Genomic DNA, 13919 nt, shown 5'->3' with positions numbered 1-13919 from the left:
CCTCGACCACTACGGTGGGGGCGTCTCCGTGTGCTCGGAGATGCGCAGCCGCGAGCCCGCCGGCCTGGCGGCACTCCAGGGTCTGCCTACCGCATATTGCTCAGTAGGTGCCGAAATCCCGTCGACAAGGGTCTTACCGGCCACCTATGTTGCAGGTCATGACAGAGAGCTCAGCCGGCGGTCAGTGCGACTGCGGCGCAGTTGCCGGCCCGCTGGGCGTATGCGTGGACTACTACCACGCCATCCTCTCTGAAGAGCAAGCCGATCCTGAAATGTACAGGTGGCACGCGCCTGTGGTCTGTGCGTATCTCCTGCAACATCCTTCCAGAGCTCACGAGAAGTACCTTGACGGTCAATTCCGCCAAATGCAGCTCTACCTGGACAAGGGCCTTGACGCGCTGCTTCGCGTGGCGGCTCATCAGGTGGCGCGGAACAAACACAGGGCACAGTCGAGCTACGACATGGCGCCACTGGCGGCATACGAGCCGCTCCCGCCGGGCGGACCTCCCAGGCACTTCCGCGCCACGTTCTGCGGCTTGCCGTTCAGTGACGGCAGCTTCGTCTCTGATGGGCATCTGACATACGGACACCGCATCGAGACCATCGTCGAAGCGACCGTGGAGTCCTGGAGATCTATCCAGGCCTGATACCCGAAGGCCGCGACAGGAGCCATCCCCAAAAGCGAAACGCCATCGGCGAGATCATGCCACCGGACTTGGAGCTGGCGGACCGTCCCCGCCCGTACCCGATCAAACGACGTCATCCGCGCGGATTCATGAGTGCACCCGGCAGTACGCTTGCCTTCCAGGCACTACAGGCCCGAACGGCCGGTCGAAGGAGGGCAGGTGGAGCTCGTCGGCCGGGAAGAACAGCTCGGGCTGCTGCGCGACACCCTGTCCGAGGCGGGAGGCCGGGGCGCCACGATCCTGATCCGCGGCGCGCCGGGGATCGGGAAGACCGCGCTGCTCGCCGCGGCGGCGGATCTCGCCGAGTCGATGGGATTCCGGGTGCTGCGCGCGGTGGGCGTCGAGGCCGAGAGCGACATCCCCTTCGCGGGCCTTCAGCAGCTGCTCCGCCCGCTCGGCCCGGTACCGGCCGGAGGGGCGCCGCAGTGGCTCGCCCTGGCGTCCGCACTCGGTCACGCCGAGGGCGACGTACGCGACGTCTTCCTGGTCGGCCTGGCTGCCCTCGACCTCATCGCCGACGCCGCGGCCGCCGCGCCGGTCCTGATCCTCGCCGACGACCTGCAGTGGCTCGACCACGCCACGATCAGCGTGCTGGCCTTCGTGGCGCGCAGGGTCGCCGCGGAGCCGGTGGTCATGGTCGGCGCCGCCAGGGAGGGCTATCGCTCCCGGCTGAATCCTGACGAGCTCACCACCACCCTGGCGCTCGTACCGCTCACGGACGACGAGGCCGCCGCGCTGCTGGCCGACCACGCCCCAGGCCTGCGCCCTGCCGTACACCGCAGGTTGCTCGCCGAGGCGGCGGGCAACCCCCTGGCGCTGACCGAGCTCTCGCGCGCGCTGGGGCAGTCCGCCGATCCGGACGGCACGCCGCTGCCCCTCACCGAGCGGTTGGAGCGCGCGTTCACCGACCGGCTCGCGACCCTGCCCGCGGCCACGCGGAGCCTGCTGCGGGTCGCGGCGCTCAACGACGGCTCGTCGCTGTCGGAGACCTTCACCGCCGCCGGCCTGCTGACCGGCGGCGCCGTCGGGACCGCGGAGCTCGAGCCTGCGCTGCGCGCGCGGCTCGTCGCCGTCGCGGGGACCGAGCTGCGGTTCGGGCATCCGCTGATGCGCTCGGCGATCCAGCAGACGATGCCCACGGCAGAACGGCAGGCCGCCCATGCCGCCCTGGCCACCGTGCTCGGCGCCCAGTCCGACCGCGGGGTGTGGCATCGGGCCGCCGCCACCTCGACGCTGGACGAGACGGTGGCCACCGCGCTCGAGGAGGTCGCCTACCGTGCCGCGCGCCGCGGCGGGATCTCGGCTGCCGTCACCGCCCTCGAACAGGCCGCCGCCCTCAGCGAGGAGCCGGCCCGCCGTACCGAACGGCTGCTGCGGGCCGCGGACTTCGCCGTCGAGCTCGGCCGGCCGGAATCCGTCACGCGGCTGCTCGACCAGGCCCGGGTCGGCGAGCTGTCACCGCGGCAGCACGCCACCGTGGTCTGGCTACGCGGCAGCTTCGACGAAGGGCTCACGGGGCATCCGGGAACCGCGGCCGCGCTGACGGCGCTCGCCGAGAGCCTCGCCGCCGACGACAGGTCTCTCGCGTTGCGGATCCTGTGGAGCGCGGCCCAGCTGTGCTTCTGGTCCGAACCCGGCCAGGACGGGCGCCGCGGGGTGCTGGACGCCGTTGAACGCATGGGACTCGACGACCTCGACCCCTGGCGGCTGGCCATCTCCGCCTACGCCGCGCCGATCGACCGAGGCGCCTTCGTCCTGGAGCGCACCAGGGACATGACGCCCAAAGACGGCGACGACGGACGCGCCTACCGGATGCTCAGCACCGCGGCGCTGCTCGTCGGCGGCTTCGACGCGGCGCGCGCCTTTTCCGCCTCCGGGAGTACGGCCCTGCGCGCGCAGGGCCGCCTGGGCCTGCTGGCCAGGACCGTCGGCGCGGACGCGTGGAGCGCCATCGTCGTCGGCGACCTCGGCGCGGCCATCGCCGCCACCGAGGAGTCGCGCCGCCTGGCACGCGAGACGGCTCAGCCGATGATGTACGCGCTGATGACCGCCACCGCGGCGAAGCTCGCCGCCCTACGCGGAGAGGATGACGATGCCGAACGGCTGGCGGAGGAAGCCGAGGGGATCGGCCTGCCCGCCGGGGCGCGTCCCGTGCTGGCCACCGCGCTGATGGCGCGGGGGCTCACCGCCCTGGGCGCGGGCCGCTTCGAGGAGGCCCTCGGCCACTTCCGGCGGCTGCACGACCCCGCGGACCCGGCCTTCCAGATCGCGCTGCGCCTCACCACGGCGGCGGACCTGGTCGACGCGGCGACACACTGCGGGCGCGCGGACACCGTGGCGGCGACCGTGGCCGAACTCGAGCGCATCGCGGCGGTGACCCCGGCGCCGGTGCTGCACGCCGACCTCCGCCTGGCCCGGGCGTTGCTGGCCGAGGACGGGGCCGAAGCGCTGTTCGAGCAGGCGCTGCGCGCCGATCTCGCCGCCTGGCCGCTGATCCGGGCACGGACTCACCTGGCCTTCGGCGAATGGCTGCGCCGCCGGCGCCGCACCGTGGAGTCGCGGGACCACTTCCGCGTCGCCAGGGACATGTTCGACGCGCTCGGCGCGATCCCGTGGTGCGAGAAGGCGCGCCGCGAGCTCCGCGCGGCGGGGGAGACCAGCCGCCGCCGCGACCCCGACGCCCGCGACCAGCTGACCCCGCACGAGCTGCAGATCGTACGGCTGGCCGCGGAAGGCCTGACCAACCGCGAGATCGGTCAGCGGCTCTACCTCTCGCACCGCACCGTCAGCTCCCACCTGCACCGGATCTTCCCCAAGCTGGGTGTCGTCTCCCGAGCCGAGCTGCGGGCCGTGGTCAGCGCGCTGCGTTGACCGTCATGTGACGCTCGCTGCTCCCGATGCCGCGTGCCTAACGTCGGATCAGGTCCAGGCGTCGCGAAAGGAGATCTCATGGTGTGGCGGGGCCTGCACCGTGCGTCCTGTCCGCCGATGGTCGGCCGTCACGCCGAGTGCGAGGCGATCGACCGGCTGCTGGAAGCCGTACGCGACGGGTTCAGCGGGGTGCTCGTACTCACGGGAGACGCGGGCGTCGGCAAGACCCGGCTGCTGGAGTACGCGGCCGAGACGGCCGGCGACCTGGCCGTCGTACGGCTGGTCGGCGTCGAGGCCGAGACCCGCCTGGGCTACGGCGCGCTGCACCGGCTGCTGCGGCCGTTCCTCGGCAGGATGGAGACCCTGCCGCGGCAGCAGCGCGACGCGCTGAACGCGGCGTTCGGGTTGGCCGACGCCGCGCCTTCTGACCGCTATCTCGTCGGCCTGGCCGCCCTGACCCTGCTGTCCGGCGCGGCCCTGCAGACGCCGATGCTGTGCCTGGTCGACGACGTGCAGTGGGTCGACCGCGAGTCGGCCGAGACGTTGGCCTTCGTGGGCAGGCGCCTGTACGCCGACTCGCTCGGCCTGCTCTTCGCCGTACGGGAGGGCGCGGGCGTCTTCGGCGCGCTGGACACGGTCCGGCTCGAAGGCCTGCCACCGGTGGAGGCAAGGGCCCTCCTCGCCGGCGGCGTGTCGGGACATCTGGATCACGCGGTCGCCGACCGGCTGGTCTCGGGTACCGGCGGCAACCCGCTCGCTCTCCTGGAACTCGCCGTCAACCTGGGCTCGGAGCAGCTGGCCGGGGTCGTCCCGCTGCCCGAACCGCTGCCGGTGAACCGGCTGCTGGAGGAGCACTTCCGGCGAGCGGCGTCGCGGCTGCCCGCCGACACCCAGACGCTGCTGCTGCTGATGGCCGCGACACCCACCGACGACCAGGCGACCCTGTGGCGCGCCGCGGGCCTCCTGGGCCTGTCCGTCCGGTCGGCGACCCCGGCGATCTCCACGGGCATCCTGCGGCGCGGCGTACCTGCCGAGTTCCGCCATCCCTTGATCCGATCGGCGGTCTACGCGGCCGCGGGAGCCGACGAACGGCGGCGGATCCATCGCGCGCTCGCCGACGCCAGCGCCCCCGAGCGCCGCGCCTGGCACCTGGCCGAGGCCTCCGACCGCCCGGACGACGACGTGGCGGCGCAGCTCGAAGCCGTCTCCGAGCGGGCCAGGTCGCGCGGCGGCTACTCCGAACAGGCCCAGTTCCTGTCCCGGGCGGCCGAGCTGACCACCGACCCGGCCAAGCGAGCCGAGCGCTATCTCGACGCGGCGGAGGCGCACCTGGCTTCCGGCGACCCCACGGCTGTCCAGACCCTGCTCGACCTGGCCACCCCCGACCTGAACGGGCCAGAAGCCCGCGTCCGCGCGACACGGCTGCGGGCCTCCGTCGAGATGTTCCATACCCGCCCGGGCGCGGTGCCCGCGATGCTGCTGGAAGCGGTGGCCGAGCTCGGGTCCGCGAACCCGGCGATGGCGTGGGACCTGCTGTCCGACGCGACGCACGCCGCGATCATCGGCGGGCAGATGATCATCGGGACGACGCCCCGCGAGGTCGCCAGGGCCGCCGCCGACGCCTGGCATGATCCCGCGCCGCCGCCCCCGAGCCCCGCCCCGCTGATGGCGGGCCTCGCCCGCCACATCGCGTACGGCTACGCCGAAGGAGCCCCCGCGCTGCACGCCGCCCTGGCCCGGTTACGCGCCGCCGACGAACTCCACGAGCACGGTACGTTCAGCGTCATGATCAGCCTCGCGGCCGATGAGCTGTGGGACATCGAAGCCAAGCGGGAACTCATCGGAAGACTGGTGGCGGCGGGCAGGAGCCATGGCGCGCTCTACGGGCTCAGCGTGGCGTTGATCGCCCTGGCCACGGCCGAGATCTGGGACGGGCGGTTCGCCGCCGCGGAGAGCTGCTACGTCGAGGCCAACGACTACATGACCGCGATGGGGTTCGGCGGGGCAGGGGATTTCAACAAGGCGTTGCTGTACGCGTGGACAGGCAGGGAACCAGAGCTGCGGGCGGCCCTCGGGACGATGGATGCCATGAGCCGGACTCTGGGGCTCGGTTCGATCTTCCGGTGGGCAGGCCAGGCGCTGAGCATCCTCGAGATCGGCCGCGGGCGCTACCAGGAGGCGCTCGACGCGCTCCGTCCGGCGTTCGAGCAGCCGGTGGTGCTCGGTGACATCAACCTGCCCGGCCTGGTCGAGGCAGGGGTGCGAGCCGGTGACCGGGCAGCCGCGGCCAGAGCCTTGGAACGCATGGAGGAGCGCGCCTCGCTGGCCGGGACGCCGTGGGCGCTGGGGTCGCTCGCCCGCGGCCGGGCCCTCATGAGCGACGGTGACGGGGCCGAGCAGCTGTACCAGGAGTCGATCGCGCAGCTGGGTAAGGTCCCTGTTGCCGTGGAGCAGGCGTGGTCGCGGTTACTGTTCGGCGAATGGCTGCGCCGGCGGAAGCGGCGTGCCGACGCCAGGGTTCAACTGCGGGCCGCGTACGAGTCCTTCGACTCGTGGGGGGCCGCGTTGTTCGCCGAGCGGGCGAGAGCGGAGTTGCTGGCCACGGGGGAGTCCGCGCGCAAGCGGACGGTGGAGAACCAGTTCGATCTCACCCCGCAGGAGCGCCAGGTGGCGAGGCTGGCCGCGTCCGGGCTGACGAACGCGGAGATCGCCACCCGGTTGTTCGTCACCACCTCGACCGTCGAGTTCCACCTCAGCAGGGTGTTCCGCAAGCTCGGCCTCACTTCGCGCAAGCAGATCAGGCAAAAGCTAGGCGAAGCCGGCGCGTGACGTCAGAGCCTGCGTAGGGCTGTTTCGGACGGTGATCCGGGTTCGACCGTGTAGAGGCCGAGGGTCTGGTCGGGGTCGCCCGCGGGTGTGAAGGCCTCGAAGCCGAGCGTGATGTCCCCGGCGAGCGGGTGGTGGCTGGCGTGCAGGTGCAGCATGCCGACGTTCTCGCGGGCCGTCTCGGGCCAGTCCTCGAGGAGAACGTCGCCGCGGTCGGCGGCTACCTGGTCCCCGCCGACGCCGACTTGCACGACCTCGACGTCAGAGCGTGGTGATGAGGCCGCCGTCGATGGTGAAGTCGCTGCCGGTGATGTTGGCGGCGGCGTCCCCGGCCAGGAAGACGACGAGCGCGGCGACCTCCTCGGGGGTGGTGAACCGCCCGGTGATCGACTCGCCCGCCGCCTGCGCGGCCACCGCGTCAGCCGTACCTCCCGTCGCTCCGGCGACGGTCTCGGCGACGCCGCCCGCGCCCAGCCACAGGCCAGTGGCGACGGGACCGGGGCTGACGGTGTTGACGCGGATGCCGCGCGCCGCCACCTCCTTGGACAGGGACTTGCAGAAGTTGACCAGGGCGCCCTTGGCCGCGCTGTAGTCGACGACCAGAGGGTCGGGGAGCCTGGCGTTGACCGAGGCGATGGTGATCACGCTGCCGTGCCCTTGGTCCAGCAGGTACGGCAGGGCGGCACGGGTGGTCCGCACCGCGGCCAGGAGGTTGATGGTCAGCGTCGTGGTCCAGTCGTCGTCGGTGACCGACAGGAAGCCGTTGACCCGTGGCCGGACAGACCCGACGTTGTTGACCAGGATGTCGAGCCCGCCCAGGAGCGGGATCGCGGTCTCGACGAGGGCGCCGGGTCCGTGGGGCTCGGACAGATCAGCTTCGACGAAGGGCAGGTCGGGCGGACGTTCCCGGGCGCCGACGACCACCGACGCGCCTTCGTCGGTGAGGGCTCGGGCGATGGCCAGGCCGATGCCGCGGCTGCCGCCGGTGACGATCGCGCGCTTGCCGTACAGGTCGGATTTCATGTCAGAGGGACTGCGCGCGCAGCCAGTCGAGGCAGGTGTCGGCGACCTCGCGCCAGCCGTGGTCGATCGTCAGCGAGTGGCCGCGGTCGGCGAACTCGATGAGGTCGGTGACGGCCTCGGAGTGGCGGTACTGCTTGAGTGTTGCCTTGGTGACCGACTCGGGGACGGTGTGGTCCCGGCCGCCCATGATGAGCAGGAGCGGGCCGCGGCCGGAGTTCTCGGTGTTGACCTTGGCGGGGGAGTGGGGGTCGAAGTTGGCTGACGCGGCTTCGAAGAGCGGCTTGCCGGGGGCCGGGATGGTCCAGCGCTCGTACAGCATGTCCGACTCCTCCGTAGGGAGCGCGTTGCCGAAGGCGAAGCGGAACTGGCCGGCGGTGAGGGAGACGGAGCGGTGCTTGTTGGCGGGGTTCTTGAACACCGGGAGGGTGGAGCGCAGGGCTGAGAGCGGCAGCGGCAGGACGCCCTTGATCTGGGCGGCGTCGATGGCGATCGTGGCGGCGGCGCGGTCCTGGCCGAGCAGCTTCTGGGCGATCATCCCGCCGAAGGAGTGGCCGATGAGGATCGGCTGCACGCCCAGCTTGGCGATGTAGTCCGCGTAGTGCTCGACGACCTCGTCGATGCCGTGGTCGGCGATGCTCTCGGGGTTGGCGCGGGCCTCCTCGACCGTGTCGGGGTCGCCGGGCCAGCCGGGCAGGTGCGGGTCGTATCCCGCGTCGCGGAACAGGTCGGCCCAGGGCGTCCAGGACGTGGCGTGCAGCCAGAGGCCATGAATGAAGATCACAGGGGTAGCGGTCATGGAACCAGCCCACACCCGTGTGCCGCTCGTCGAACCGGGGTCACACCCCAGTCTTCGTCGACAGTCTCAGTGCGAAACCCGCGACTGGACGGGGTACGCCTGCACACCCACGTCGCACCTCTTACCGGCTCCCGCGCCGGATGGGTGGAATCGCCCGCACCGGCCTCGCGCCCAGTCGGCGGTCTAGAACTCGCCGTGCGTGGGATTGTCGGTGACGTGGCCGGTGTCGCCGGGCGCATCTGGCTCAGGGTGCGGATCCTGCCGATCTCGGTCACGTTGACGGGCTGGGCTGACTCGCCAGCCATCGCGCGGTGGTAGAGAGGGACGGTAATCCCGTGCCCTGGCGATCAGTCTGTGCAGACGGGCCCGCCGGGTAGGCCCCGCCGGCCACGAATCGGGCGGAGGTTCCAGCTCTCGCTGCGGATGTGGGCGCGTTCACGGCGTTGGGCTGTCAACACGTCGGGTGGCGGGTGTGGGCGTTGCGCCGGCGCAGGTGGGCGTGCAGGGCCCGTGTTTCGGTACAGGCAGCGCCTGCGTCGCCGGGGTTGCCGATCGGTGCCGTGCTACTTTTGCGATGGAGGCTTGTACCTGCCTGCCCCGGACGAGATGTGCGCCGTACCCGGCCCGCCAAGACGACGCACGCAAGGAGACGTCGTGGACGCGGGCAGATCTTTCATCGATTTCGTCGGCCAGGTCGCATCCCCTCAAGGGCTGGATGTCCGGTGGATCCACGGCTCGCCATCGGCCAAGCACAACACCGACCCCGACATCCAGGTCCACGCCTACGACGAGCACACCTTCATCCTGCGGCAGAACAAGGCGATCAACTACGAGGCGCCCTTCCTGTTCCTGCTGTTCGGAAACGCTCAGGCGATGCTGATCGACACCGGGGCCACGGCGTCGGCCGAGTTCTTCCCTTTGCGCCGGGTGGTCGACGAGCTCGTCGGCGGGTGGCTCGCTCGCAACCCCCGGGGGACGTACCACCTGCTGGTGCTGCACACCCATCCGCACGGCGACCACGTCGCGGGCGATGGCCAGTTCGCCGGCCGCCCCGACACCACGGTGATCGGCGCGGACCTGGCCAGTGCCTGGCCGTACTTCGGCTTCGATCAGGATCCGGGCGCCGTGGCGCAGGTCGACCTGGGCGGGCGGGCGCTGGAGTGCCTGGCCACCCCCGGCCACCATGAGGCGGCGGTCACCTTCTACGACCCGTGGACCGGGTTCCTGCTCACCGGTGACACGGTCTACCCGGGCCGGCTGTACATCACGGACTGGCCGGCATTCACCCGCACCATCGACAGGCTGATCGAGTTCTCCGGCCGCCGGCGGGTGACCCACGTGCTCGGCTGCCACATCGAGATGACCATGCGGTCGGGCGTGGATTACCCGATCCGGACGACGTACCAGCCCGAGGAGCCACCCCTGCAGATGACCACAGGACACCTGCGGGAGATTCGCGCGGCCCTGGAGGAGATCGGCGCCCAACCCGCCCGGTGTGCCTTCCCGCTTTTCATCTTGTGGCCCGAGGCGTGAGCGGCCCGGTGGTGCTCGGGTCGGCCTTCGTCGATCCTGGCGATCCCGGCAACGGGCTGGGCAATCCGTTCGCCGCGGTGATGGGGGAGCTGGCACGCCGTACCGGAATGAGCTGATCCGCTCCAGGATTTCCGACAAGCGCGTTCTGGCGCTGGTGAAGGCGTTCCTGGAGGCCGGGGTGATACGCCACGGTCTGTTCAAGGACAGCCTCACCGGAGCTCCCCAGGGGCACTCGCTCCCTCCCGAGCTTGAGCTGACTCGCCGATCTCGACGGCTGCGATCGGGTCCCGGTCCGGCTGGCTTCTGTGTCTGATTTCCGAGCTCTGGCGTTGACGGTTGGTTTCGGATGTTTGGGCGTCAGTGACATCGTCGTGACTCGGCTGTCGCTGGTTGGGCTTCAGGATCTGGCGTTGTTCCAGGTTGTGCTGTTGAGGAAGTAGGTGTCGTAGAGCTCCTGGACTTCCAGCAGGCTTTCTGGGGGGACCTTGCCGTAGGCGATGCGTTCGAGGTGGCGGAAGTACTCGAACCGTTCCACCCCTGGAGTAATGACGATGAGGATGTCGGCGTCTTCGCCCGGTGCGGCGGCGAAGGCGTGGGCGAGGCCTGGCGGGACGATGACGAGGTCGCCGCGTTCAGCGGTGACGACCTGTTCGCCGGACAGCAGTTGGGCAGTGCCGTCGAGCATGTAGAACAGCTCGGCTGAGTTGGAGTGGTGGTGCGGGCTGGCGCCGTTGGCGCCGTTGGTCAGGCTGACCCGATGGGTGGACAGCGCACCGCCGGTCGAGCTGCTGTCGGCCAGCAGCCGGATCGTGGTCGGGGCGCGACCGATGATTTCGGCTTCGGCGGAGCGGACGATCACAGAGTCGTCGAATTTCGGCATGACCAGCGACATTTCCAAGACTCCTTGCGTGATGACGATCGATAACTCGAGCGGTGATGGACGGCTTCGGATACGGTCGCGCACGTCGATCGGCGGGGTGCGGTGTGGGATTGGCGGATTCGCGGCGACGGGTGATCGAGTACGTCGACCACCCCTCGCCGTTGCAGGGTCGTCCGCTGGCGAAGGCGGCGTGGGGGTGAGCGCTGCCGCAGTTCCTACGCAACCGCGGGGACGGCGCGGGATCGAGGGTTGGTGTGGAGGAGAAGCGCCCCGGTGAGCGCTACCACGAGCGCGGTGGCGAGGTGGATGCCCAGTGCCGCGGCCACCCGACCGTCCTGCGACAGCACGATGATCATGTCGCCGAAGGGCACGAATGACCCCGCGAGCATCGCCCAGCCGAGCGTCCGGCGCTGGCCGGCCAGCAGGAGGGCGAAGATGACGAGCCCCTGTCCGATGTCACGCACGCCCTTGACGGCGAAGTAGCCGCCGGCGTTGCCAGTGGGCGGGTGGGGCACACCGAAACCGGCGGCCGTGGCCTGGCCGTCCAGGAGATAGGTGATGCCGACGTAGGTGATGAAGAGTCCACCGATGACGGCGAGGGCAGTGGCGAGGTTCTTCATGATGTCTCCCTGAGAAGTTCGTGTTGCCAGAGAATCTACGACCATCTCCAACATCTTGGCAATAGTTTGCCAAAGAGATTTGCCAACAATGTCATGCGGCGAACCCTCCTTGTCGACCTCGACCTCGACCTCGACCTCGACCTCGACCTCGACCTCGACCTCGACCTCGATGCTGCCTGCTGGCTGAACAGCGTCGCGTCGTCCTTGCTGGAACAGAAGTGCTTGCCCTGCTTGGCAAAGGTTTGCCAAGCAGGTGTGAGGTGGCTAAGATCGAGCGCGACAGCACTGACACATTTGGCACGTCGATGGCAAGGTGGCTTGGCCAGGACCTGTCGTCGATACACATGTTTGGGGGCAAGTACGTGCTCCAGCAGCCGCAGTTCGGCCGCCGGCTCAAGCAGTTGAGGACCGAGCGAGGTCTCACGCAGAGTGCACTCGCGGGCGACGACATGTCGACCGGGTACCTCTCGCGCTTGGAGTCCGGAGCCCGCCAGCCCACCGAGCGTGCTGTTGCGCACCTGGCCAACCAGCTCGGGATCAGTCCGGCGGAGTTCGAGGAGTCCGCGTCGTCGCCGCTGGCACAGAGTCTGACCATCGCCACCGGCCTCGACTCGGACGAGACGGCCGCGCTGCTGGCCGAGGCGCTGAAGACCGCGCGTGGCCAGGACCCTTTGCTGCGCTGGCAGGCCCTGTGGCGGGTCGCCGAGTGGAAACGACGGCACAACGAATACCCTGCTGAGCGCGCCTACCTTGACGAGTTGGTCAGGCTCAGCGACGAGATCGGGCTGCCAGAGCTGAGAGTCAGAGCGTTGACCCAGCTCGCGCGCTGCATGCGGGCCTCTGGAGAGATCACGCCTGCGGTCGAGGCTGCCACGGTCGCCCATCGGCTGGCCCTGGATGGCGAGCTGTCCTCACGGGACATGGCCACGGCCCTGCTGGCACTCGTGTCCGTGGAGGCGGAGTCGGGTCGGCTGTCCGAAGCTCGAAGGCATGCGGATGAGCTCGCCGTTCTGGTCGAGGGCCAGTCCGACGCGCTGTGGGCCGAAGCCATGTGGACCGCGGCGGCAGTCCGAGTCTTTCAGGGCGAGCTCACGACCGCGCAGGCGCTGCTCGACCAAGCCCTGGAGCGCTTCGACGGCCGGGAGAACCTCACCCTGTGGCTGCGCCTGCGGACGGCCTCGGCCAGGCTTCATCTTCAGAAGACCCCTCCCGAGCCAGATCTCGCCCTTCGGTGCGTTGAGGCGGTCGAAGCGGCCCTCCCGTTCGCCGGGACACCGGCTCTGGAGCAGCAACTGATGTCCATCCGGGCAGACATCGCCGTCCAGGAGGGCCGGGTCACGGACGCTCACGCCCTGCTCGATCGGCTCGCCGCGACCGACCTGCGCATGAGCTACCGGGAACGCATCAGGCTGGACATCCTCCGCAATCAGGTCCTCCTTCTCGAGGGCAAGGCTGAGGAAGGCCTGGCCGGATTGAGGAGTCTCGCCCAGCGAGCCCAGCAAGACTCCAACATCGACCTTGCCGCGGAGATCTGGCGAATCGCTGCCGAATCCCTGGCGCAGACGCGTGAAGGGTCCTCGGGCAGCGAGGTCTGACGCGCGCTGGGCAACCGGCACCCGTGATCAGTCGGGTGAACTACCGGTCAGTCGCTGCCAGTTGCCGGAGCCGATGGCGGCCTTCTCTTCCGCGGTGAACGGCGCTTGCTCGAGGAACTTGCGGGCGACCCCGCCGCTGGTGTCCAGGAACGGGAAGCCGCCGGGCCGAGTGCCGAAGGTGTAGGGGTAGTCGGTGGAGTAGAGCATGCGGTCCGTTCCGACGACCTCCGCGGTCCAGCGCAGGTAGCGCTCGCTGACCGTGCCGCTGCCGGCGACCCAGAAGTTGTGGCGGAAGTAGTCCGCCAGGGGCCGCTGCAGCTTCGCCATCTCCTGCAGGACCCCGATGTGGTCCAGGTAGAACAGGACGACCTCGCCCCAGTGGCCGGCAATCACCTGCAGGTCGGGGTGGCGGTCGAACACCCCGGAGAAGACCATCCGCAGGTACTGCACGCCGAGGTCGTAGTACCAGCCCAGTCCGGCGCCCGCGAGTGCGGGGCCCACCCCGTGCGGAAGGCCGGAGTAGTAGGCGTCCTGGATCGCTCGCGGCGGGGTCTGTGGGTGGAAGTGCAGCGGCACCCGGAGCCGCTCGGCCGTGCCGTACAGGTCGTCGAATTCCGCCGCGTCGGCGAGTGAGGTACCGGTGCGGCCGTACAGCATCGCGCCGCGGAAACCGAGCCGGGTGACCGCGCGTTCCAGTTCCGCCGCGGCGGCTTCGGGGGATGGGGTGGGAATGGCGGCGAGTGCCTGCAATCGCGGGTTGGCGGCGGCGATCTCGGCGAGCGTGTCGTTGGCGTCACGGGCGACGCTCACGGCATCCGTGGGTGCCAGGTTCTGCACGCCCGGTGAGGCCAGGGACAGCACCGCGACGTCGATGCCCTGGTCGTCCATGTCGGCCAGGCGCAACTCGCCGACGTCTCGCAGCCGCCGCGCGAGCGGGTCGTCGCCGTAGCCGCGCTGCGGGATCTGCGGCTCTCCCGCCTTCGTCCATGCGTCGAGCAGCGCGGGCAGTACCACGTGCTCCTCAAGGGCCACGATGCGCATGTCAACCTCCTGATTATCAGTGATAGCAGCCTTACGTTAGCACTGGAA

The 13919-nt window shown here is 70.1% G+C and carries 11 protein-coding genes and 1 riboswitch; of the genes, 5 read left to right on the top strand and 6 right to left on the bottom strand.

Annotated elements, in window-relative coordinates; genetic code table 11:
• Positions 1-158 precede the first annotated feature (158 nt).
• The 3 genes from KIK09_RS06955 to KIK09_RS06945 all read left to right on the top strand — a co-directional run bounded on the left by KIK09_RS06955 (position 159) and on the right by KIK09_RS06945 (position 6386).
• On the top strand, positions 159-647 hold the full coding sequence (locus KIK09_RS06955) for a DUF5946 family protein (RefSeq protein WP_214317761.1): 489 nt from the start codon (positions 159-161) through the stop codon (positions 645-647).
• Between the two features lie 198 nt (positions 648-845).
• Positions 846-3557, top strand: a complete 2712-nt coding sequence (locus KIK09_RS06950; protein WP_214317760.1) for an ATP-binding protein — start codon at positions 846-848, stop codon at positions 3555-3557.
• A 78-nt stretch (positions 3558-3635) separates the two neighbouring features.
• Positions 3636-6386 (top strand): helix-turn-helix transcriptional regulator, encoded by a 2751-nt coding sequence (locus KIK09_RS06945; RefSeq protein WP_214317759.1) that lies wholly within the window; start codon positions 3636-3638, stop codon positions 6384-6386.
• Positions 6387-6388: 2 nt separating this feature from the next.
• Here KIK09_RS06945 and KIK09_RS59925 read toward each other — a convergent pair whose 3' ends face one another.
• The 3 genes from KIK09_RS59925 to KIK09_RS06930 are packed head-to-tail and all read right to left on the bottom strand — an operon-like array spanning position 6389 to position 8202.
• The gene (locus KIK09_RS59925) at positions 6389-6634 is read right to left on the bottom strand and encodes an MmyB family transcriptional regulator (protein ID WP_214317758.1); all 246 of its coding nucleotides are present in this window, start codon (positions 6632-6634) and stop codon (positions 6389-6391) included.
• Positions 6635-6644: 10 nt separating this feature from the next.
• Positions 6645-7406, bottom strand: coding sequence for an oxidoreductase (locus KIK09_RS06935; RefSeq protein ID WP_214317757.1), 762 nt, complete (start codon positions 7404-7406; stop codon positions 6645-6647).
• A 1-nt stretch (position 7407) separates the two neighbouring features.
• Positions 7408-8202 (bottom strand): alpha/beta hydrolase, encoded by a 795-nt coding sequence (locus tag KIK09_RS06930; RefSeq protein ID WP_214317756.1) that lies wholly within the window; start codon positions 8200-8202, stop codon positions 7408-7410.
• 574 nt (positions 8203-8776) lie between these two features.
• A riboswitch (guanidine-III (ykkC-III) riboswitch) is annotated at positions 8777-8844 on the top strand.
• Positions 8845-8856: 12 nt separating this feature from the next.
• Between KIK09_RS06930 and KIK09_RS06925 the strand changes: the two genes are divergently transcribed.
• Positions 8857-9735: an MBL fold metallo-hydrolase gene (locus KIK09_RS06925; RefSeq protein WP_214317755.1), complete on the top strand. Its 879-nt coding sequence runs from the start codon at positions 8857-8859 to the stop codon at positions 9733-9735.
• 397 nt (positions 9736-10132) lie between these two features.
• Here KIK09_RS06925 and KIK09_RS06920 read toward each other — a convergent pair whose 3' ends face one another.
• Both KIK09_RS06920 and KIK09_RS06915 read right to left on the bottom strand, forming a co-directional pair.
• On the bottom strand, positions 10133-10699 hold the full coding sequence (locus KIK09_RS06920) for a cupin domain-containing protein (RefSeq protein ID WP_308163948.1): 567 nt from the start codon (positions 10697-10699) through the stop codon (positions 10133-10135).
• A 131-nt stretch (positions 10700-10830) separates the two neighbouring features.
• Positions 10831-11484: a DUF4267 domain-containing protein gene (locus KIK09_RS06915; protein ID WP_214317754.1), complete on the bottom strand. Its 654-nt coding sequence runs from the start codon at positions 11482-11484 to the stop codon at positions 10831-10833.
• An 11-nt stretch (positions 11485-11495) separates the two neighbouring features.
• On the opposite strand from KIK09_RS06915, the gene KIK09_RS06910 reads away from it, so the two are divergent.
• Positions 11496-12830, top strand: a complete 1335-nt coding sequence (locus tag KIK09_RS06910; protein WP_214317753.1) for a helix-turn-helix domain-containing protein — start codon at positions 11496-11498, stop codon at positions 12828-12830.
• A 27-nt stretch (positions 12831-12857) separates the two neighbouring features.
• Here the strand turns inward: KIK09_RS06910 and KIK09_RS06905 are convergent, their stop codons facing one another.
• Complete coding sequence (locus tag KIK09_RS06905; RefSeq protein WP_214317752.1) at positions 12858-13871, bottom strand: amidohydrolase family protein; 1014 nt, start codon at positions 13869-13871, stop codon at positions 12858-12860.
• Positions 13872-13919: the final 48 nt, after the last annotated feature.

It is taken from the genome of Nonomuraea sediminis (assembly GCF_018531495.1).
Classification (GTDB): domain Bacteria; phylum Actinomycetota; class Actinomycetes; order Streptosporangiales; family Streptosporangiaceae; genus Nonomuraea; species Nonomuraea sediminis.
Note: the sequence above shows the minus strand (reverse complement) of the source record. Positions and strands in the feature narration are given on the sequence as shown.

What these genes read in the sequence shown, in the direction of transcription:
- KIK09_RS06955 (WP_214317761.1), top strand. Translation starts at nt 159, where the DNA reads ATGACAGAGAGCTCAGCCGGCGGTCAGTGCGACTGCGGCGCAGTTGCC.
- KIK09_RS06945 (WP_214317759.1), top strand. Translation starts at nt 3,636, where the DNA reads ATGGTGTGGCGGGGCCTGCACCGTGCGTCCTGTCCGCCGATGGTCGGC.
- KIK09_RS06935 (WP_214317757.1), bottom strand. Translation starts at nt 7,406, where the DNA reads ATGAAATCCGACCTGTACGGCAAGCGCGCGATCGTCACCGGCGGCAGC.
- KIK09_RS06930 (WP_214317756.1), bottom strand. Translation starts at nt 8,202, where the DNA reads ATGACCGCTACCCCTGTGATCTTCATTCATGGCCTCTGGCTGCACGCC.
- KIK09_RS06905 (WP_214317752.1), bottom strand. Translation starts at nt 13,871, where the DNA reads ATGCGCATCGTGGCCCTTGAGGAGCACGTGGTACTGCCCGCGCTGCTC.